This window comes from Dactylosporangium sp. NPDC006015, from assembly GCF_040614215.1.
GTDB lineage: Bacteria > Actinomycetota > Actinomycetes > Mycobacteriales > Micromonosporaceae > Dactylosporangium > Dactylosporangium maewongense.
This window is the reverse complement of sequence record NZ_JBEXUD010000049.1, coordinates 73,919-92,051: the sequence shown is the minus strand read 5'-3', so window position 1 is coordinate 92,051 and position 18,133 is coordinate 73,919. Positions and strand designations below refer to the sequence as shown.

Here is an 18,133-nt window from a genome sequence, read left to right as displayed (position 1 = left end):
GGCGTGGGCCGAGATCGGCGCCAAGTACAACCTGCAGGGTGCCGAGGGTCTCAAGCACACCGACGTCCAGCTCAAGCAGAACCAGTACCAGCTGGGCATGTACCCGTCGGGTGACTGGCTCGAGAACGAGCAGAAGAAGGACACACCCGAGGGCTTCAAGTACCAGATGATGACCACCCCGAGCGTCACCGGCTCGGACAAGCTCAAGTCGACGGCGCTGCGCGCGACCGCCGGTGAGGGCTACATGGTCCTGGCGAAGAGCAAGAACCCCAAGGGTGGCATGGAGTACATGCGCCAGATGCTGTCGAAGGCCGGCGGCAAGGGCTTCACCGAGGTCGTCAAGGCGCCCACGGTGGTCCTGGGCAGCACCGACGGCCTGACCTTCACCCCGGGCACCCAGTCGTCGCAGGACGCGCTGAAGGCCGCCGGCTCCGAGGTCTTCAACCTGTTCTTCGACGGCTGGTACAAGGACCTCGACAAGGAGGCCCGTACCGCCACCAACGAGCTGATGTTCGGTCGCATCAAGGCCGACCAGTTCGTCGAGCGTATCCAGAAGAAGGCCGACGAGATCAAGAAGGACTCGTCGATCACCAAGTTCAAGCGCTGATCGGAGCCTGATCATGCGGCATGGGAGAGTCCCCTTCATCCTGGGGTTCCTGGTTGCGCCGGTAACGCTCTACACGTACTTCGTCCTGTGGCCGTACGTGCAGACGATCAATCTGTCGTTCTACCAGTGGCGCGGCTTCACCAAGAAGCGATGGGTCGGGCTGGAGAACTACGATCGGATGCTGCACGCCGACCGGTTCTGGCAGGCACTGGAGCACCACGCAGTCATTCTCGTTCTCCTGCCGCTGGCCACGATCGCATTCGCCCTGTTCTTTGCCTTCCTCCTCAACGTGGGAGGCAAAGGCAGGGGTGGCAAGACGTCGGGGGTCTGGGGGTCGAGCTTCTACCGGGTGGTGTTCTTCCTCCCCCAGGTCCTCGCCGTGCCGGTCATCGGCGTGCTCTTCGCGACGGTGTACCGGCCCAACGAGTCCGGCCTGATCAACGGTGTGCTGTTGAAGGCCGGGCTCGAGAAGCCGATCGGCTTCCTGATCGAGAAGAACCTGGCGCTGCCCGCGCTCATCGCGGTGCTCGTCTGGCAGGCGGTCGGCTTCTACGTGGTGCTCTTCTCCGCCGGTATGGCCAACATCCCGGCCGAGATCTACGAGGCCGCCGAGCTCGACGGCGCGTCCAAGGTGTCGCTGTTCTTCCGCGTCACGCTGCCGCTGCTCTGGGACACGATCCAGACCGCTTGGGTGTACCTCGGAATCCTCGCCTTCGACGCGTTCGCCATCGTGTCGGTGCTCGCCCAGGACAACGGTGGACCCGACGGCGCGACCACCGTGCTCGGCCTGGAGATCTACAACAACATGCAGCAGAACCGCTACGGCGACGCTGCCACCTACGGTGTCGCGCTGTGCGTGCTGTCGCTGGTGTTCGCCGCGTTCACGCTGCGGCTCACCCGTCGTGAGTCCTACGAGTACTGAGAGGCCGAGACATGACCACAACCATCGGCCGCGACGCGCCGGGTCAGCGCAGCGGCGGGCACGGTGCCCGCGTGGTACCGAAGAGTGAGCGCCCGCGCAGCAAGCCCAATGTGGCCGGCGCCTTCGGCCACGTGTTCCTCGCCATCTGGGCCCTGATGATCATCATCCCGCTGGCCTGGGTGTTCCTGGCGTCGTTCAAGAACACGACGGAGATCTTCAGCGCACCGTGGACCCTCCCGGACCACCTGCGCTGGGAGAACTGGAGCCGGGCCTGGAACAAGGCCCACGTCGGCCAGTACGTGCTCAACAGCGTCCTGGTCGTCACGCTCGCGACGTTCGGCACGATGCTGCTGAGCTCGATGGCCGCTTATGTACTGGCGCGCTACAGGTTCTTCGGCAACCGGATCATCTACTTCCTGTTCGTGGCCGGCATCGCGTTCCCGCCGTTCCTCGCCGTCGTGCCGCTGTTCTTCCAGGTCAAGCAGCTCGGCCTGCTCAACACGTACACCGGCCTGATCATCGTGTACATCGCGTACTCGCTGCCGTTCACGATCTTCTTCCTGACCTCGTTCTTCCGGTCGCTGCCGAACTCGGTGGCCGAGGCGGCGACGATCGACGGCGCCTCGCACACCAGGCTGTTCTTCTCGGTCATGCTGCCCATGGCCAAGCCGGGCCTGATCAGCCTCACGATCTTCAACCTCATCGGTCAGTGGGGCCAGTTCCTGCTGCCCCTGGTGCTGATGGCCGGCGCGGAGGACAAGTGGGTGCTCACCCAGGGCATCCAGGACATCTCCACCGCCGCGGGCTATGAGGCCGACTGGTCGGGTCTGTTCGCCGCCCTGACGATCTCGATCCTTCCGATGATCGCGATGTATATGGTCTTCCAGCGGCAGATCCAGGCCGGCCTCACCGCCGGCGCAGTGAAGTAACCCACCAAAGGCACGCGCACCCCCGGCGGTTTCTCGAAAACTGTCGGGGGTGTGCGATGTAATGCGGTCGTGCTCGTCGCGGTGATGCCCTCAGGTGCCGGTGGTCTGATCAGACCGCTGGCCGACGACGGCACCCCGAGCGGCTCCGAGCGCCGCGTCGACGACCTCGCCACCGCGGTCGCCGCGATCGAGGCCCGCGACCGGCCCCGCTGGCTGTGGCCGTCGACCGCCGAGCTCTATCCGCGCCTCCTCGCCGCCGGCGTCCGCGTCGAGCGCTGCCACGACCTGGAGCTCGCCGAGGCGCTCCTGCTCGGCGCCGAGGGCCACTGGGGCCAGCCCCGCTCCCTCGCCGCCGCCCACGCCCGGCTCACCGGCGCCCCCGTGCCGCCCGACCCGCCCTCCCGCGCCGCCCTGCCACCGGGCGAGGCGCAGGACTCGCTCTTCGACATCGCGGCGGACTCCGAGCTGCCGCTCGATGCGGTGCTCGGTGTCTTCTCCGCTCAGCGCACCCGCGCGGCGGCGGCGCCGTCCATGGCCCCCGGCGGCGGCGCCATGCGCACCCTCGTCGCCGCCGAGTCCGCCGCCGCCCTCGTCGCCGCCGAGATGGGCGCCGCCGGCCTGCCGTGGCGCGCCGACGTGCACGACGCCCTGCTCCGTGAGCTGCTCGGCCCGCCCTCACCGATCGAGGGGGCGCCACCGGCCCGCCTCGTCGAGCTCAACGCCCGGCTCAACGAGGCCTTCGGGGCCCGGGTCCACCCCGACTCGCCCGCCGAGGTCCTGCGCGCCTTCGCCCGCCAGGGCATCACGCTGCGCAACACGCGCCGCTGGGAGCTCCAGCACGTCGACCACCCCGCCGTGCCGATCCTGCTGGAATACAAGGAGCTGTATCGGCTGTGGGTCGCGCACGGCTGGTCGTGGCTCGACCAGTGGGTCAGCGGCGGCCGGTTCCGCGCCGAGTACATCCCCGGTGGCGTCGTCTCGGGCCGCTGGGCCACCCGCGGCGGCGGCGCCCTGCAGATCCCCAAGGTCGTGCGCAAGGCCGTCATCGCCGACCCGGGCTGGACCTTCGTCGTCGCCGACGCCGGCCAGCTCGAGCCGCGCATCCTCGCCGCCGTCTCCGCCGACCACCGGCTCGCCCGGGCCGGCGCGGCCGGCGACCTCTATGCCGCGCTCGCCGCCGAGGCCTTCGACGGCGACCGCCCGAAGGCGAAGGTCGCGCTCCTCGGCGCCATGTACGGGCAGACCGGCGGCATGGCCGCACCCGCCCTCGCCGCCCTGCGCCGCTTCTACCCGACCGCCTGGGACCTCGTGGAGGAGGCCGCCCGCACCGGCGAGGCAGGCGGGCTGGTCCGCACCTGGCTCGGCCGCACCTGCCCGCCGTCGTCGGTCAGCTGGCGGGAGGGCTTCGACGAGCCCGGCCTGGAGGTCGACGCCCGCGGCGGGGCGAGGGGCCGGGCGCGCGGCAGGTTCACGCGCAACTTCGTCATCCAGGGCACCGCCGCGGAGTGGGCCCTGGTCGTGCTCGCCAGGCTCCGCACGCACCTCGCCGGCCTGGCCGCCGAGCTGGTCTTCTTCCAGCACGACGAGTTCATCGTGCACTGCCCCGCCGAGGAGGCACCGGCGGTGGTGACGGCCGTCCACACCGCCGGCGACGAGGCCCGCCGCCTGCTCTTCGGCGACACCCAGGTCCGCTTCCCACTCGACGTCGCCGTCGTCGACCGCTACTCCGACGCCAAGTAGCCACGACAGCGCCCGGCGCTGGGGTTACCAGTCGGCGGAGGCGAGGTAGCGGGCCATGGCGTCGGTGTGCGTGGGGAAGCACAGCTGCTGGGGGCCGACGCCGATCTCGAAGCCGAGGGACTCCTCGGTCGCCACGGAGGCGGGGATCGCGGACAGGGGGCGCGGGGGGAGCACGCCGAAGACGATGAGGTTGCTGCCGGGGGTGCTCTGGACGTCGAAGAGGCGGACGTCGGCGGGGTCGGCCAGCAGCGTGGTCTCCTCGCGCAGCTCGCGGACCATGCCCTCCTGCCAGGTCTCGCCGAACTCGATGAAGCCGCCCGGCAGGGCCAGCTCGCCGCGCTTCGGCTCGATGTCGCGGCGGACGAGGACCAGGCCGCGACCCTCGTCGGTCTCGACCGGCAGGAGCGTGACCGCCACGGGCAGCGGGTTTCGCCAGGTCGTCTCGCCGCAGGAGGCGCAGACGCGGGGCCACGGCGCGTTCGACGCATAGGCGACGCCGCAATACGAGCAGTGATCGTGCAGGGCCATGAGCAAGGAGCGTACCGGCGGTATTAGGCTGCACCGAGGAGCACCCAGGAGCACGGAGGAGTCCCCGCTGAGCGCGATCGTCGGACTGGTTCTCGCCGCAGGTGGCGGCCGCCGGTATGGCGGGCCCAAGGCTCTCGTGCGCCACGACGACGGCCGTTTGCTGGTCGAGCGCGCCGTGGCGACCCTCCGTGAGGGCGGCTGCACGCGGATCGTGGTGGTCCTGGGCGCCGAGTCGGCGCGGGTCCGCGACGAGGCGCAGCTCGGTGACGCGCGGCTGGTGGAGAACCCGGCCTGGAAGAGCGGCATGGGCTCGTCGCTGCGGGTGGGGCTGGCGGCGGTCGCCGAGGCCGAGACGGAGGCCGACGCGGTCGCGGTCGCGGTGCTGCTGGTCGACACGCCCGGCATCGGGCCCGACGCGGTGGCCAGGCTGCTCGCCGCGGCCAGCAGCGGGTCGAAGGCGCTGGTGACCGCGTCGTACCAGGGGAAACGCGGCCATCCGGTGATCCTCGGCCGCGACCACTGGGCCGGCGTGAGCACCCTCGCGACCGCTGACGTCGGCGCGCGCGCCTACCTGATCGCCCACGCCGACCAGGTCCAGGCCGTGCCGTGCGAGGACATCGCCGACGACACCGACCTCGACGTCCCGCCGGAGCAGTAGCCGCCGGACGAGCCGGACAGTCGGAGCCAGCAGCCGCCGGACGGGCCGGCCGACCGGAGCGGCAGGCAATGCCCGTACACCTGCCGCAACCGGAACCAGAGCGGCGGGCGCTGCCAGTACATCCGCCGCAACCGAAACCGGAGCGGCCTGGTGCGGCAGTAGCCGCCGGGAGAATCCACGCGCATAGTGGAGCGGTGCCGGACTTCGAGTCTCCGGCCGCGCTGGCGGCCGGCCTGGCCGACGCGGGCTACCTCGCCGACGAGGGCCTCGCGATGGCGGGCTTCCTCGCGCTGCGCCTGCACCGGCCGATCTTCCTGGAGGGCGACGCCGGCGTCGGCAAGACCGCGTTCGCGGCGGCGCTCGCCGAGACCGCGGGCGTCGAGCTGATCCGCCTGCAGTGCTACGAGGGCCTGGACGCCTCGCACGCGCTGTACGACTGGGACTTCGCCCGCCAGGTCCTGCACCTGCGGGCGGTGGAGACGGCGGCGCACGGCGCCCTGTCGGCGGAGGAGCTCGAGGCGGACCTGTACCACCGCCGGTTCCTGCTCGCCCGGCCGCTGCTGCGGGCGATCGAGCGGGCACCGTGCGTGCTGCTCGTCGACGAGGTCGACCGGGCCGACGACGAGTTCGAGGCGTACCTGCTCGAGGTGCTCGCCGACGCCGCCGTGACCGTGCCGGAGCTCGGCACGATCACCGCCGAGGTGCCGCCGGTCGTGGTCGTCACCAGCAACAGGACCCGCGAGGTGCACGACGCGTTGAAGCGCCGCTGCCTGTACCACTGGGTCGGCCACCCCACGCCGGAGCGGGAGACCGCGATCCTGCGGCGGCGCCTGCCGGGCCTCGACGAGCGGCTCGCCGCGCAGGTCGCCGCGGCCACCGCCCACCTGCGGACCCTCGACCTGGTCAAGCCGCCGGGCGTCGCCGAGGCGATCGACTGGGCCGCGGCGCTGCGCGCGCTGGCCGCGGACACGCTGACCGCCGGGCTCGCCGACGCCACCCTCGGCGTGGTGCTCAAGGTCCGCGAGGACATCGAGCTGGCAGCGGGGACCGTCGGTGCTCGTTGAGGTGGCGGCGAAGCTGCGGGCGGCGGGGCTGCCGGTGACGCCCGACCGGCTCGCCGCCTTCGGCGAGGCCCTCGACGCAGCCGGGGTCGCCCACGCGTACTGGGCCGGCCGGCTCACCCTGTGCGGGTCGCCCGACGACATCGCCCGCTACGACGCGGCGTTGCTGACCGGGGCGTCGCGGGCGCGTGGCCCGTCGTGGCAGGTGCGGCGGCTGCCGGAGCGGTCCCTGTTCCGGGCCACGATGCCGCCGTCGGCGGAGGCCGGCGGGCAGGACCCGGCGCTGTCCGTGCGGGCCGCCGACACCGAGGTGCTGCGCCACCGCGACCTCGCCACCCTGTCGCCCGCCGAACGCGCCGAGGCCCTCGCGCTGCTCGCCCAGGTGGCGCTCGCCGACATCACCCGCGCCGGGCGGCGGCACCGGCCGGCGGGCCACGGGCGCGTCGACCGCCGTCGCAGCGTCCGGGCGATGCTGCGGGCCGGCGGCGAGCCGAGGCCGCTGCTGCACCAGCGGCGGGCGCCGCGACCCCGCCGGCTCGTGCTGCTGATCGACGTGTCGGGGTCGATGTCGCCGTACGCGGACGCCCTCCTGCGCCTCGCGCACGCCCTCACCCGGCACCGTCCACGGTGGACGGAGACGTACACGCTCGGCACCCGGCTCACCCGCCTCAGCCCGGCGCTGCGGACCCGGGACCCGGAGGCGGCGATGCGGGAGGCCGGGCGGCTCATCCCCGACTGGCGCGGCGGGACCCGGCTCGCCGACGGGGTCGCCGCGTTCGTCCGGGGCGACGGCCACCGGGGTGCCGCCCGCCGCGCCGCGGTCGTCGTCTTCAGCGACGGGTGGGAGTCCGCGGAGCCGGCCCGGCTCGGCGCCGCCGTCGCCCACCTGCGCCGTCTCGCCGCCCGGACCGTCTGGGTGAGCCCGCACGCGGGGCGTCCGGGCTTCGCCCCGACCGCCGGCGGCCTCGCCGCGGTGCTCCCGCATGTCGACGCGCTCGTGGCGGGGCATACGGTGGCGGCGCTACACGCCGTCCTTGAGGAGGTCCGCCGTGCGTGAGGTTCTCAGCGAGCTGCTCGGCTGGTGGGAGTCCGGCCGTACCGTCGGCATGGCCACCGTCGTGCGCACCTGGCGCAGCTCACCGCGCCCCGCCGGCGCCACGATGCTCGTCGGCCCCGAGGGCGACGCGGTCGGCAGCGTCTCCGGCGGCTGCGTGGAGGGTGCCGTCTACGAGCTGTCCCGCGAGGTCGTCGACTCCGGTTCGCCGGTCGTCCAGCGGTACGGTGTGAGCGACGACGACGCGTTCGCCGTGGGCCTGACCTGCGGCGGGATCATCGAGCTGCTGGTCGAGCCGGTGTCGCGGGACACGTTCCCCGAGCTGGACCGGGTCGCCGCGGCGATCACCGCCCGCGAGCCGGTCGCCGTCGTGTCGGTGGTGGAGGGCCCCGACGACCGCATCGGACGGCGGCTCGTGGTCTGGCCCGCGTCCACGTCCGGGTCGTTGGGGTCCGAACGGCTCGACGCGGCCGCCGCCGACGACGCCAGGGGGCTGCTGGCCGCCGGGCGGACCGACACGCTGCACTACGGCCTGGACGGCGAGCGGCGCGGCGAGGGGCTCACGCTGTTCGTCGCCTCCTACGCGCCGCCCGCCCGGATGGTCGTCTTCGGCGCGATCGACTTCGCCGCGTCGGTGGCCCGCATCGGGGACTTCCTCGGCTACCACGTCACGGTCTGCGACGCGCGGCCCGTGTTCGCCACGTCGAAGCGGTTCCCCGGCGCCGACGAGGTCGTCGTCGACTGGCCGCACCGGTACCTGCGGGCGGAGCTGGACGCCGGCCGCGTCGACCCGCGCACCGTGGTGTGCGTGCTGACCCACGACCCGAAGTTCGACGTGCCCGTGCTGCAGGTGGCGCTGCGTGAGGACCTCGCCTACGTGGGTGCGATGGGATCCCGCCGTACGCACGACGACCGGCTCGCCCGGCTCAGGGAGGCGGGGATGACGGAGGAGGAGCTGGGCCGGCTGTCCTCGCCGATCGGCCTCGACCTCGGCGCCCGCACCCCGGAGGAGACCGCCGTCAGCATCGCCGCGGAGATCATCGCGGGGCGCTGGGGCGGCGGCGGCGCGCGGCTGACGACGACCGCCGGCCGCATCCACCACGAGGTGTCGTAGGCGCTAGCCGTCCGGTGGCTGGCAGCCGGGCTGGTCGCGGCCGCGGCGCAGGTTGTTGAGCAGCTGCTGCCCGTCCGGTGACAGCGCCACCCGGCGGCTCGTCCGCGCGAACAGCCGCGCACCGACCCGCAGCTCGAGCGACCTGATCGCCTGGCTGATCCGCGCCGTCGACACGTGCAGGCGCATGCCGGCGCGGCCGAAGTGCAGCTCCTCCGCAAGGGTGAGGAACGCCTCCAGCTCGTGCCGCGCTGCACCGTGGTGGTCGATCCGTCGATCCTCACCCATATCGCCGTCGATCGACACTCGGGCGGGAGTCAGGAAGCCGACACTTCGCCGCCGCCGTCCGCGGCGGTCTCGTCGCTGGTCTGGCGGAGCTGATCGAAGTCAAGACCCGCGGAGGGTTGCGTTGATCACTGCTTGTGCGATCTGCTGATCAGGCAGTGGCCCGGGTGCGTCCGCCGCGCGACGGGCCGTTTCGGCACGTCCCCGCGGGAGGTCAAGCGTGTCCTCTTCCCATCGCGTCCGGGTGAGCGTCGACGTCGACGGCAGTCGCTACGTCGACGATGTCGAGCCCCGGACCCTCCTGGTTCATCACCTGCGAGAACGTCTCGGCAAAATCGGCACGGTCGTCGGCTGCGACACCAGCAACTGCGGTTCGTGCACGGTCCTGATGGGCGACCCCGACGGCGTCCAGCACTCCGTCAAGAGCTGCTCCGTGCTCGCCGTCCAGGCCGACGGCGCCGCCGTCACCACGATCGAAGGCCTCGCCGGTCCGGGCGGGGCGCTGCACGCCGTGCAGCAGGCGTTTCACGAGCTGCACGCCCTGCAGTGCGGCTTCTGCACCCCCGGCATGATCCTGTCCGCCGTCGACCTGCTCCGCGACAACCCGGCGCCGAGCGAGGAGCAGATCCGCGAGGGCCTGTCCGGCAACCTGTGCCGCTGCACCGGATACCAGAACATCGTCCGTGCGGTGCAGTCCGCCGCAACGGCCTTGCAGGCGGCCGGCGAGGACGTCCCACTCAAGGATGAGGTGACGGCATGACCGGCCCGGAGCGCAGCGGAGGGCCGGTCATCATGGGCGCAGGCTTCGGGTCAGGCCGGCGCCGGAGCGCAGCGGAGGTGACGGCATGACCGGCCCGGAGCGCAGCGGAGGGCTGGTCATCATGGGCGCAGGGTTCGGGTCAGGCCGGCGCCGGAGCGCAGCGGAGGTGACGGCATGACCGCCGTCGTCGAACCGTCGGCCACCGCGGGGGAGGTCGGCGCGGCGCGCCGGCGCAAGGAGGACGCGCGGCTCATCACCGGGCGGACCCGCTGGACCGACAACATCGCGCTGCCCGGGATGCTGCACCTGGCGATCCTGCGCAGCCCGCACGCCAGCGCCCGCATCACCGCCGTCGACGTCGGCCCCGCCCTGCGGATCCCGGGCGTCGTCGACGCGTTCAGCGGAGCCGACGTCGCCGAGATCCAGGGCAGCCTGCCGTGCGCCTGGCCGGTCACGGAGGACATCGTGCACCCGGTCCGGCCGCCGCTCGCCGACGGCTTCGTGCGCCACCACGGCGAGGCGGTCGCCGTCGTCGTCGCCCGTGACCGCGACACCGCCGCCGACGCGCTCGACGCGATCGAGGTCGAGTACGAGCCGCTGCCGCCGGTCCTGGACCTGGAGGCCGCGTCGCGCGACGAGGGGCTCGTCCACCCCGACAAGGGCACCAACCGCTCGTACACCTGGATCTTCGACTCCGCGCAGGCCGGCACCGGCACCGACGTCGCCGCAGAGGCCGCCACCGCCGAGGTGACGCTGCGCCGCCGGTACGTCCAGCAGCGGCTCATCCCCGCGTTCATGGAGCCCCGCAGCGTCGTCGTCGACCCCGGGATGGGGGAGTACACCATCTGGTCGGCGACCCAGATCCCGCACATCCTGCGGGTGTTCTACGCGCTGCTCACCGGCGTGCCCGAGCACAAGATCCGGGTCATCGCCCCCGACGTCGGCGGCGGCTTCGGCGGCAAGCTGCAGGTCACCCCGGAGGAGATGATCGCTTTCTTCGCCGCACAGCGCGTGCAGAAGCCGGTCAAGTACACCGAGACCCGCGGCGAGTCGATGCTGTCGGCGCACCACGGGCGCGACCAGATCCAGGACATCACGCTCACCGCCCGTCGCGACGGCACCCTGACCGGCATCGACGTGAAGCTCATCGCCAACATGGGCGCCTACCTGGGGCTCGTCGGGCCGGGCGTGCCGATCCTCGGCGCGTTCATGTTCAACTCGATCTACAAGGTGCCCGCGTACCGCTTCGAGTGCGTCGGCGTCTTCACCAACACGACCATCACCGACGCCTACCGCGGCGCGGGCCGGCCCGAGGCGACGTACGCCATCGAACGGGCCATGGACGACCTCGCCGACGAGCTCGGCATGGACCCCGTCGAGCTGCGCCGCCGCAACTGGATCAAGGCGGACGAGTTCCCGTTCACCACGGTCGCCGGCCTCGTGTACGACTCCGGCGACTACGACGCCGCGACGGACAAGGCCCTCGACCTGTTCGACTACGCCGGCCTGCGCGCGGAGCAGCGGCGCCGCCGGGACAGCGGCGACCCCGTGCAGCTCGGGATCGGCGTGTCCACCTACACGGAGATGTGCGGCCTCGCGCCCTCCCGCATCCTGGGCGCGCTGCGGTACGCCGCCGGCGGCTGGGAGACGGCGTCGGTGCGGGTCCTGCCGACGGGCAAGGTCGAGGTGGTCACCGGCACCAGCCCGCACGGGCAGGGGCACGTGACCGCGTGGAGCCAGATCGTCGCCGACGAGCTCGGGGTCGCGTTCGAGGACGTCGAGGTCCTGCACGGCGACACCCGCACGTCGCACAAGGGTCTGGACACGTACGGGTCCCGTTCCCTCGCCGTCGGCGGGGTCGCGCTGGTCGAGGCGTGCCGGAAGGTGCGCGACAAGGCCCGGGTCGTCGCCGCGCACATGCTGGAGTGCAGCCCCGACGACATCGAGTTCACCGGCGGCGCCTTTCGCGTCCGCGGTACACCCGACGCCGCGAAGACGATCGCGGACACGGCGTTCGCGGTGTTCGCGGCGCACGACCTGCCCGACGGGGTCGAGGCGACCCTCGACGCGGACGCGACCTTCGACCCGCAGACGTTCTCGTTCCCGCACGGCACCCACCTGTGCGCGACGCTCGTCGACACCCAGACCGGGCGGGTCAGCATCCACCGGTACGTGGCGGTCGACGACGTGGGCAAGGTCGTCAACCCGCTCATCGTCGAGGGGCAGGTGCACGGCGGTGTCGCGCAGGGCATCGCACAGGCGTTGCACGAGCAGGCGGTGTACGACGAGTCCGGCACCCTGCTGACCGGGTCGTTCGTCGAGTACACGATCCCCAGCGCGGCAGACCTGCCGCACCTCGTCACCGACCGCACGGAGACGCCGGCGACCTCCAACCCGCTCGGCGTCAAGGGTGTCGGCGAGGCCGGCGCCATCGCGTCCACCCCGGCCGTCGTCAACGCGATCGTCGACGCGTTGCGCCCGTACGGCGTGGACGACATCGCCATGCCCTGCACGCCCGAACGGGTGTGGCGGGCGATCAAGCGCGGAGGTGCGGCATGATCCCCGTCGCGTTCGACTACCTGAAACCGTCCACAGTGGAGGAGGCGGTGGCGGCGCTCGGGTCGTCCGACGATTCCAAGGTGCTCGCCGGCGGGCAGTCGCTGCTGCCGGTGCTGCGGCTGCGCCTCGCCGCGCCCGCGCTGCTGGTCGACCTGGCCGGCGTGCCCGGGCTCAGCGGGGTCCGGCTCGACGGCGACACGCTCGTCGTCGGCGCCATGACCACGCACGCCGAGGTGGCGTCGTCGCCGCTGGTCCAGCGGCACGCGCCGCTGCTCGCGGCCGCGGCGGCGACCGTCGGCGACCGGCAGGTGCGGCACCGCGGCACGATCGGCGGGTCCCTCGCGCACGCCGACCCCGCCGCCGACCTGCCCGCCGTCGCGGCCGCCCTCGACGCCACGTACGTCGTCCAGGGCCCCGCCGGGCGGCGGTCCGTCAGCGCCGCCGACTTCGCGGTGGACCTGTTCACCACGGCGCTCGCCCCCGACGAGGTCCTCGTCGAGATACGGCTGGCGGGCGCGAACGGCTGGTCGGCGCACTACGAGAAGTTCCACCGCACGGCGCAGGCGTGGGCGATCGTCGGCGTGGCGGTCGCGGTGTCCCGCTCCGACGGCGCCATCGCCGGGGCGCGGGTCGCGCTGACCAACATGGGGCCGGTGCCGCACCGCGCCGTCGAGGTCGAGGCGGCGCTGACCGGAGCGCCGGCGACGGCCGAGGCGGTGGCGGCGGCCTGCGTCTCCGCCTCCTCCGGCACGTCACCGGTGGACGACCTCACCGCCTCCGCGGACTACCGGCGCGACCTGGCGCGGGTGCTGACCACGCGGGCGGTGTGCCGGGCGCTGGGCGTCTGAGGCGCCCGTCAGGGGGCCGCCCGGTTCCGGGCGGCCCTCGTCCCCGCGGCGCACTGGACCCGGTCGGGGAACCTATCGCGTGGCCGTGCTGCGCGGCGCGCGCCGACGGGACTATGGTCGGAAGCGCGGTCCGGATCACCGGGCGGGCCGTTGCCGCCGAGCGCTGGGGGTCTGACGACCGTGCTGCTGGAACACAGTTTCACCGTGCCCGTCCCGGCGTCGCAGGCGTGGGACGTGCTGCTGGACATCGAGCGGATCGCGCCCTGCATGCCGGGCGCCGCGCTGACCTCCTTCGAGGGCGACGACTTCGCCGGGACCGTCAAGGTCAAGCTGGGTCCGGTGAGCCTCACGTTCAAGGGCAAGGGCCGGTTCGTCGAGCGGGACGAGGCCGCGCACCGGGTGGTGCTCACCGCGTCCGGCGCCGACAGCCGGGGCGGCGGCACCGCATCGGCGAGGGTGACGGCGCAGCTGCACGAGGCCGGCGACGGCGGCACGAGGGTCGAGGTCGCCACGGACCTCGACATCACCGGCAAGGCCGCCCAGTTCGGCCGCGGTCTCATCGGCGACGTGAGCGCGAAGCTGATCGGCCAGTTCGCCGACTGCCTGGCCGGCAAGCTCGCCGCGGGCGGGCCCGCCGCGCCTGCCGCGGCCGCGGAGCCGGCTTCAGCGGTCGCCTTGGACTCGGATTCAGGTCCGGCTGCGGTGTCGGAGCCGGCTGCGGTGTCGGACTCGGTCACGGTCGAGGGGGCGCGGTCCGCGCCCACGGCGTTGTCGGAGGCCTCCGTGTCGGTGCAGCCCGATGACGAGGTGGAGCCGATCGACCTGCTCGCCGTCAGCGGAGTCGGCGCGGTCGTGCGCCGTGCCGTCCCGTACGTCGTGACCGCCGCCGCCAGCTTCGCCGTCGTGTTCGGCATCATCTGGTGGATCAAACGCCGCTGACCGCCCGCCGCCGCGTCGCTCCACCCGCGGTGCTCCGGCGACGGCAGGGCGGGCGTCCGGGCTCGTCTCAGCCGGCAGCGGCGGCGCGGCCCTCCGCGAAGAACCCGGCCACCGCGGTCGCGTCGCCGAGGGCGCTCAAGGGTCGTGCGGCACCGAACGACACGTTCCAGAAGGCGCCCTCGCGCGGCGTCCACGGGCCGACGTACGCGTACGGCTCGGGGATCGCCGAGTCGCCCGTGGACACCCCGTAGTTCACCTCGTCGAGCGAGATGCCGACGTCGAAGTGCTCCGGCCACAGCACCGGCGTGAGGTCCGGTGCGAACAGGCGCAGCGCCGCGTCGCCGACCGCCAGGGCGCCCAGGGTGGTGCTCGCGCCGGTGGTCACGACCGGGTCGCCGGGCCGGGCGCCGGAGCCGTCCTTGTAGACGCCCTCGGCGGCGCCGACGTCCAGCCCCGCGGCCGCCGCCAGCTGGGCGAACGTCTGCCCCTCGTACGGGATACGGCGCCCGTCGACGACGAGCGCGTCGGCCTCGGCCTGCACGTCGGGTGCGGCGACGGTGGCGAAACCGGCCGGCGTGACCCTGAGCCGGATGGTGCCGCTGCGCCGGTGCTGCGGGCCGGCGAGCAGCAGCTCCGCCAGGCCGTGGAAGGAGTTCGTCACCGTTCCATCATGCCCGCCGCGTTGCCCCAGCAGACCGCCCGCAGCCAGTCGTCGCCGAACCCCAGGCGCCGCAACGAGTCCAGCTGGTGCGCATAAGGGTGCGGGATGTTGGGGTAGTCGCTGCCGAGCAGCACGCGACCCGCGAGACCGAGCTCCTCCACCCTGGGGAGGAGCTCCGGCGGGAAACCCGGGAAGAACGTTGTGAAGACCATCGTCGTGTCGAGCATGACGTTGGCGTACCGGTCGGCGAGGTCGAGGAAGCCCTCGTACTCGGGCGCGCCGAAGTGGGCGATGACGGCGACGAGCGACGGGTGGCGGCGCAGCACCTCGCCGAACGGGCCCGGTCCGGTGTACCCGTTGGCGACGGGACCGGAACCGGCGTGCACGACCACCGGCGTGCCGGTCTCGGCGAGCCGCCCCCAGACCGGCTCCAGCAGCGGATCGTTCGGGTCGTAACCACCGACCTGCAGGTGCACCTTGAAGATCCTGGCGCCGCCGTCGAGCGCCGTGTCGACGATCCCGGGCACGCCGGGCTCCGGGTAGAACGTCGCGCTCGGCACGCACCCCGGCGTCCGAGCGGCGAAGCCGAGCGTCCACGCGTTGAGGTCGGCGGCCATGTCGGGACGGTGCGCGTACGCCAGGGCCGTGAAGTGCCGCACCCCCATCTCGCGGAGGTGGTCCGCCCGTTCGGCGTCGCTTCCGCGGTACCGGATGGGCCACGGCCGCCCGACGAGCGGACCCCCGGCGTCGAAGTGGGCCCAGACCTTGCGCATCATGCGCTCAGGCAGGAAGTGCGTGTGCACGTCGAACAGGCCGGGCAGGCCCAGCGCCTGCCAGAACGCGGGGACCTCGTCGTCATCGTTCACACGGATATGTTGAACCGTTCGAGCAGGATCGGCGCGACCAGCAGGGAACCGGCGAAGATCGCGACCGTGGTGAAGACGATGCGCAGCACGACCGTCTCGGTCTTGTCACCCGCGGTCAGCGCCACCGAGTGCGGCAGGCCGATGTTGCGCCACAGCCGCCGGCCGGTCGGGATCGGCCAGAAGATGGGGGAGCCGTGCCGGGTGATCATGTCGCCGGCCAGATGGATGAGCCCGCCGACGCCGACCGCCATTCCGAGCAGCGGGTAGCCGCGGTCGCCGGGGAGCCGCTCGTAGACGAGGTACGCGGCCCCCGCGGCGGCGAGGGTCACGATGAGCCAGCCGGCGCGCTCCGCCCACCGCTCGAACAGCCCGCGCAGCGCCATGGCGAACGCGAAGAACAGCACGCCCATGACGGCCCACTTGCCGAACGCGTTGCACAGCGCCAGGGTGCCGTACCCGACACCGACGTTGAACACGATGGTGTGCGTCAGGGTCCGGTGCCCGTTGCGGCGGCGCGGGTCGTGCTTGAGGCGGGTCAGCATGTAGACGCCCAGTGAGAACTTCTCGACCACCTCCGCCAGGAACAGCGTCAGCACCCCGAACGTGTGCGCCACCGTCGCGCCGCCTTGCCGGGTGGTGACCCGCCCCGACAGGTCGAGGTCAGGCAGCAGCGCGCCACCGGCGCAGATCGCCGTGCCGACGGCCAGCTGGAGCGGCGTCTGGTGGAAGTCGGCGAGCTGGTCCAGCGCTAAGGAGCCGGCCAGCCACACGGCCGCCCCGGACAGCGCATGCGAAGAGCCCATCATGATCCGGACTATCCCATGTGGACCCGCGTTCGTACATAGGAGCTACAGCCGCGTTCACCTGCCGGCCACGTCGAAGGTGGTCGCCGTCAGCGTCGGCGGCGCGTCCGAGGCCAGGTAGACCGCGGCGAAGGCCACATCCTCCACCCGCTCCGCCTGTGGTGTCCAAGACACGACATTCGCCCGCACCCCCGACGCCGCGACCTCCCGCGCCACGTGCTGCGTGAGCGCCGTCACCCCACCGCCGACCGCGCTCGTCGCCGCATCCGTGCCGAACGGCGCGACCGTCACCACCGTCCCCGTCCGCGCCTCCGCCATCCGCGGCACGAACGCCTGCAACGCCTCGAACGTCGCCGTCAGTCCACTGTCGACACTCGCGCGGAAGCCGCCGCCACCCGTACACGGGACGACGAACAGCAGGTCGGGAACCCCGACCTCGGTGAGCACCCCCGCGTGCACCGACGCCGTGTCCACTCCGGTCGACACGATCCCGACGGCGTCCGCACCCACCCACCGCAGCTCGTCGACCAGGTCCTGCAGCTCGGCCTCGTCGTCGCCGATGACGGCGATGCGGGCCCCACGGGCGGCGAGCAGCCGGCACACCGCGGCCCCGACCCCGTCAGCACCGCCGAGCACCACCGCGACCCTGCCCTTGAGCTCGGTTCGGTACATGCCACATCCAGCCTCTCGTCGTCTCGTCGTGCCGTTCCCGCAGGGCGCCTCGCCGGTTGCCCCAGCTTCTCTGCCGTCGTGCCGCGGCCGGCGAGGCCGTCGCGCGCCCCCGTGCCGACCGCTGCTGTTGTCTCCGCTCCTGTACTGCCGGTGCCGGCCGTCGCGGTTTGCCTCAGCGCTTGTACTGCCGGCCCCGCGCACCGCCTCGCTGTTGCCGCTTCGCTGCTCCCCGTTCGCTGCTTCCTGCGTTGCTGCTCCCCGCTTGGCTGCTCCCCGCTTGGCTGCTCCCGCCTGGCTGCTCCCCACTTGGCTGCTCCCCACTTGGCTGCTCCCCGGCCGGCCGCCGCAGCGGTCGCGGCTCCCCGGCTTGACGGCGCCGTTTCGCTGCTCCCCGCTTTGTGGCTCCCCGGTCGGACGCCGCGTCGGTCGTGGCTCCACGGCTTCACGGCGCCGGTCGCTGCCGGCGGGGCACCGCGCTGGTGGCGACGCCCCGCTGCGACGGCTGGCTCAGCTCCAGCCGTGCCGGTCCGAGGCGGCCGCCCACGGTCCATGACCGTGGCCGTGCCCCCAGTGCCGCCGCCCCCACGGCGGACCCCCCGACCACGGCGCGCCTCCCGACGCCGCCCACCGCCGCCAGCGGGCGTGCCTGAAGACGCTGAGCACCAGGAAGAACAGCGGGATCGCGGGCCAGAAGAAGTGCGCGCCCGACAGCGCCCACAGCCCGGTCAGCGCGACCGCCAACACGGCCACGAAGGCGCCGTGCCGTGCGAGGTGCCGCCGGCCCTGCCGCAGGAACTCCGCCTGCGTCTCCGGCAGCTCGAACAGCCCGCGCCGCCCCCCGTCAGGCAGGTCGGCGGTCACCGGCGGCAGCTCGTCGCGGAACTTCGCCGCATATACCTGCGCGAGCCGCTCCTCGCCCTCCTCCAGCGTGAGCCGCCCCTCCGTCATCCCGGCCCGCACCATGTCCGCGTACTGCTCGCGCTCCTTGTCGGAGGCTCGCACCCGTTCGCCGGCCATCTCGGCCCCCCTTCCTTGTTGCTTTCAGCCTGCCGCTGACCGCCGCCATGCGCGTCGCACCTGTGTCGTGTCGTCCTGTACTTCCCAGGTCGCACACCAGCCCCCGACGTACG

At 72.9% G+C, this 18,133-nt stretch carries 18 protein-coding genes and 1 pseudogene; 12 read left to right on the top strand and 7 right to left on the bottom strand.

The genetic code is table 11. The annotated features are described in order from the left end of the window. The 4 genes and pseudogenes from ABZ321_RS48365 to ABZ321_RS48350 form a co-directional block, all read left to right on the top strand. A pseudogene (locus ABZ321_RS48365) lies at positions 1-607 on the top strand (sugar ABC transporter substrate-binding protein); the annotation flags it as partial. 13 nt (positions 608-620) lie between these two features. Then, positions 621-1,529, top strand: coding sequence for a sugar ABC transporter permease (locus tag ABZ321_RS48360; protein WP_344502894.1), 909 nt, complete (start codon positions 621-623; stop codon positions 1,527-1,529). A gap of 155 nt (positions 1,530-1,684) precedes the next feature. Further along, complete coding sequence (locus ABZ321_RS48355) at positions 1,685-2,458, top strand: carbohydrate ABC transporter permease (protein WP_344503240.1); 774 nt, start codon at positions 1,685-1,687, stop codon at positions 2,456-2,458. A gap of 84 nt (positions 2,459-2,542) precedes the next feature. Further along, positions 2,543-4,198, top strand: coding sequence for a bifunctional 3'-5' exonuclease/DNA polymerase (locus tag ABZ321_RS48350; protein WP_344503239.1), 1,656 nt, complete (start codon positions 2,543-2,545; stop codon positions 4,196-4,198). Positions 4,199-4,222: 24 nt separating this feature from the next. Here the strand turns inward: ABZ321_RS48350 and ABZ321_RS48345 are convergent, their stop codons facing one another. Beyond that, the gene (locus ABZ321_RS48345; protein ID WP_344502893.1) at positions 4,223-4,726 is read right to left on the bottom strand and encodes an NUDIX domain-containing protein; all 504 of its coding nucleotides are present in this window, start codon (positions 4,724-4,726) and stop codon (positions 4,223-4,225) included. On the opposite strand from ABZ321_RS48345, the gene ABZ321_RS48340 reads away from it, so the two are divergent. The 4 genes from ABZ321_RS48340 (at position 4,725) to ABZ321_RS48325 (ending at position 8,613) form a co-directional block, all read left to right on the top strand. Beyond that, positions 4,725-5,384, top strand: coding sequence for a nucleotidyltransferase family protein (locus ABZ321_RS48340; protein WP_354903130.1), 660 nt, complete (start codon positions 4,725-4,727; stop codon positions 5,382-5,384). The genes ABZ321_RS48345 and ABZ321_RS48340 overlap by 2 nt on opposite strands. 194 nt (positions 5,385-5,578) lie before the next feature. Further along, a complete protein-coding gene (locus ABZ321_RS48335; RefSeq protein ID WP_344502891.1) occupies positions 5,579-6,448 on the top strand; it encodes a MoxR family ATPase in 870 nt (289 codons plus the stop codon). Then, a complete protein-coding gene (locus tag ABZ321_RS48330) occupies positions 6,438-7,502 on the top strand; it encodes a VWA domain-containing protein (protein ID WP_354903129.1) in 1,065 nt (354 codons plus the stop codon). Before ABZ321_RS48335 ends, ABZ321_RS48330 begins: the two co-directional genes overlap by 11 nt. Continuing rightward, positions 7,495-8,613, top strand: coding sequence for an XdhC/CoxI family protein (locus ABZ321_RS48325; protein WP_344502889.1), 1,119 nt, complete (start codon positions 7,495-7,497; stop codon positions 8,611-8,613). The genes ABZ321_RS48330 and ABZ321_RS48325 overlap by 8 nt, the downstream gene beginning before the upstream one ends. 3 nt (positions 8,614-8,616) lie before the next feature. On the opposite strand, the gene ABZ321_RS48320 is transcribed toward ABZ321_RS48325, so the two are convergent. After that, a complete protein-coding gene (locus tag ABZ321_RS48320; protein ID WP_344502888.1) occupies positions 8,617-8,898 on the bottom strand; it encodes a LysR family transcriptional regulator in 282 nt (93 codons plus the stop codon). Between the two features lie 217 nt (positions 8,899-9,115). Here ABZ321_RS48320 and ABZ321_RS48315 point away from each other — a divergent pair, with 217 nt between their 5' ends. From ABZ321_RS48315 to ABZ321_RS48300, 4 genes are all read left to right on the top strand, one after another. Further along, a complete protein-coding gene (locus ABZ321_RS48315) occupies positions 9,116-9,655 on the top strand; it encodes a (2Fe-2S)-binding protein (RefSeq protein ID WP_354903126.1) in 540 nt (179 codons plus the stop codon). A gap of 174 nt (positions 9,656-9,829) precedes the next feature. Next, complete coding sequence (locus tag ABZ321_RS48310) at positions 9,830-12,214, top strand: xanthine dehydrogenase family protein molybdopterin-binding subunit (protein WP_354903124.1); 2,385 nt, start codon at positions 9,830-9,832, stop codon at positions 12,212-12,214. Continuing rightward, complete coding sequence (locus ABZ321_RS48305; RefSeq protein ID WP_354903122.1) at positions 12,211-13,062, top strand: xanthine dehydrogenase family protein subunit M; 852 nt, start codon at positions 12,211-12,213, stop codon at positions 13,060-13,062. Before ABZ321_RS48310 ends, ABZ321_RS48305 begins: the two co-directional genes overlap by 4 nt. A gap of 180 nt (positions 13,063-13,242) precedes the next feature. Further along, complete coding sequence (locus ABZ321_RS48300) at positions 13,243-14,001, top strand: SRPBCC family protein (protein WP_354903120.1); 759 nt, start codon at positions 13,243-13,245, stop codon at positions 13,999-14,001. 67 nt (positions 14,002-14,068) lie between these two features. Here the strand turns inward: ABZ321_RS48300 and ABZ321_RS48295 are convergent, their stop codons facing one another. The 5 genes from ABZ321_RS48295 to ABZ321_RS48275 all read right to left on the bottom strand — a co-directional run bounded on the left by ABZ321_RS48295 (position 14,069) and on the right by ABZ321_RS48275 (position 18,020). After that, complete coding sequence (locus ABZ321_RS48295) at positions 14,069-14,662, bottom strand: hypothetical protein (protein WP_354903119.1); 594 nt, start codon at positions 14,660-14,662, stop codon at positions 14,069-14,071. After that, positions 14,659-15,528 carry an amidohydrolase family protein gene (locus tag ABZ321_RS48290; protein ID WP_354903117.1) on the bottom strand — a complete coding sequence of 290 codons (870 nt, stop codon included), beginning with the start codon at positions 15,526-15,528 and terminating at the stop codon, positions 14,659-14,661. The genes ABZ321_RS48295 and ABZ321_RS48290 overlap by 4 nt, the downstream gene beginning before the upstream one ends. Further along, positions 15,525-16,334, bottom strand: coding sequence for a metal-dependent hydrolase (locus tag ABZ321_RS48285; RefSeq protein WP_344502881.1), 810 nt, complete (start codon positions 16,332-16,334; stop codon positions 15,525-15,527). Before ABZ321_RS48285 ends, ABZ321_RS48290 begins: the two co-directional genes overlap by 4 nt. Positions 16,335-16,388: 54 nt before the next feature. After that, positions 16,389-17,003: an SDR family NAD(P)-dependent oxidoreductase gene (locus ABZ321_RS48280; RefSeq protein ID WP_344502880.1), complete on the bottom strand. Its 615-nt coding sequence runs from the start codon at positions 17,001-17,003 to the stop codon at positions 16,389-16,391. 507 nt (positions 17,004-17,510) lie between these two features. Then, complete coding sequence (locus tag ABZ321_RS48275; protein ID WP_354903115.1) at positions 17,511-18,020, bottom strand: DUF1707 domain-containing protein; 510 nt, start codon at positions 18,018-18,020, stop codon at positions 17,511-17,513. Positions 18,021-18,133 lie beyond the last annotated feature (113 nt).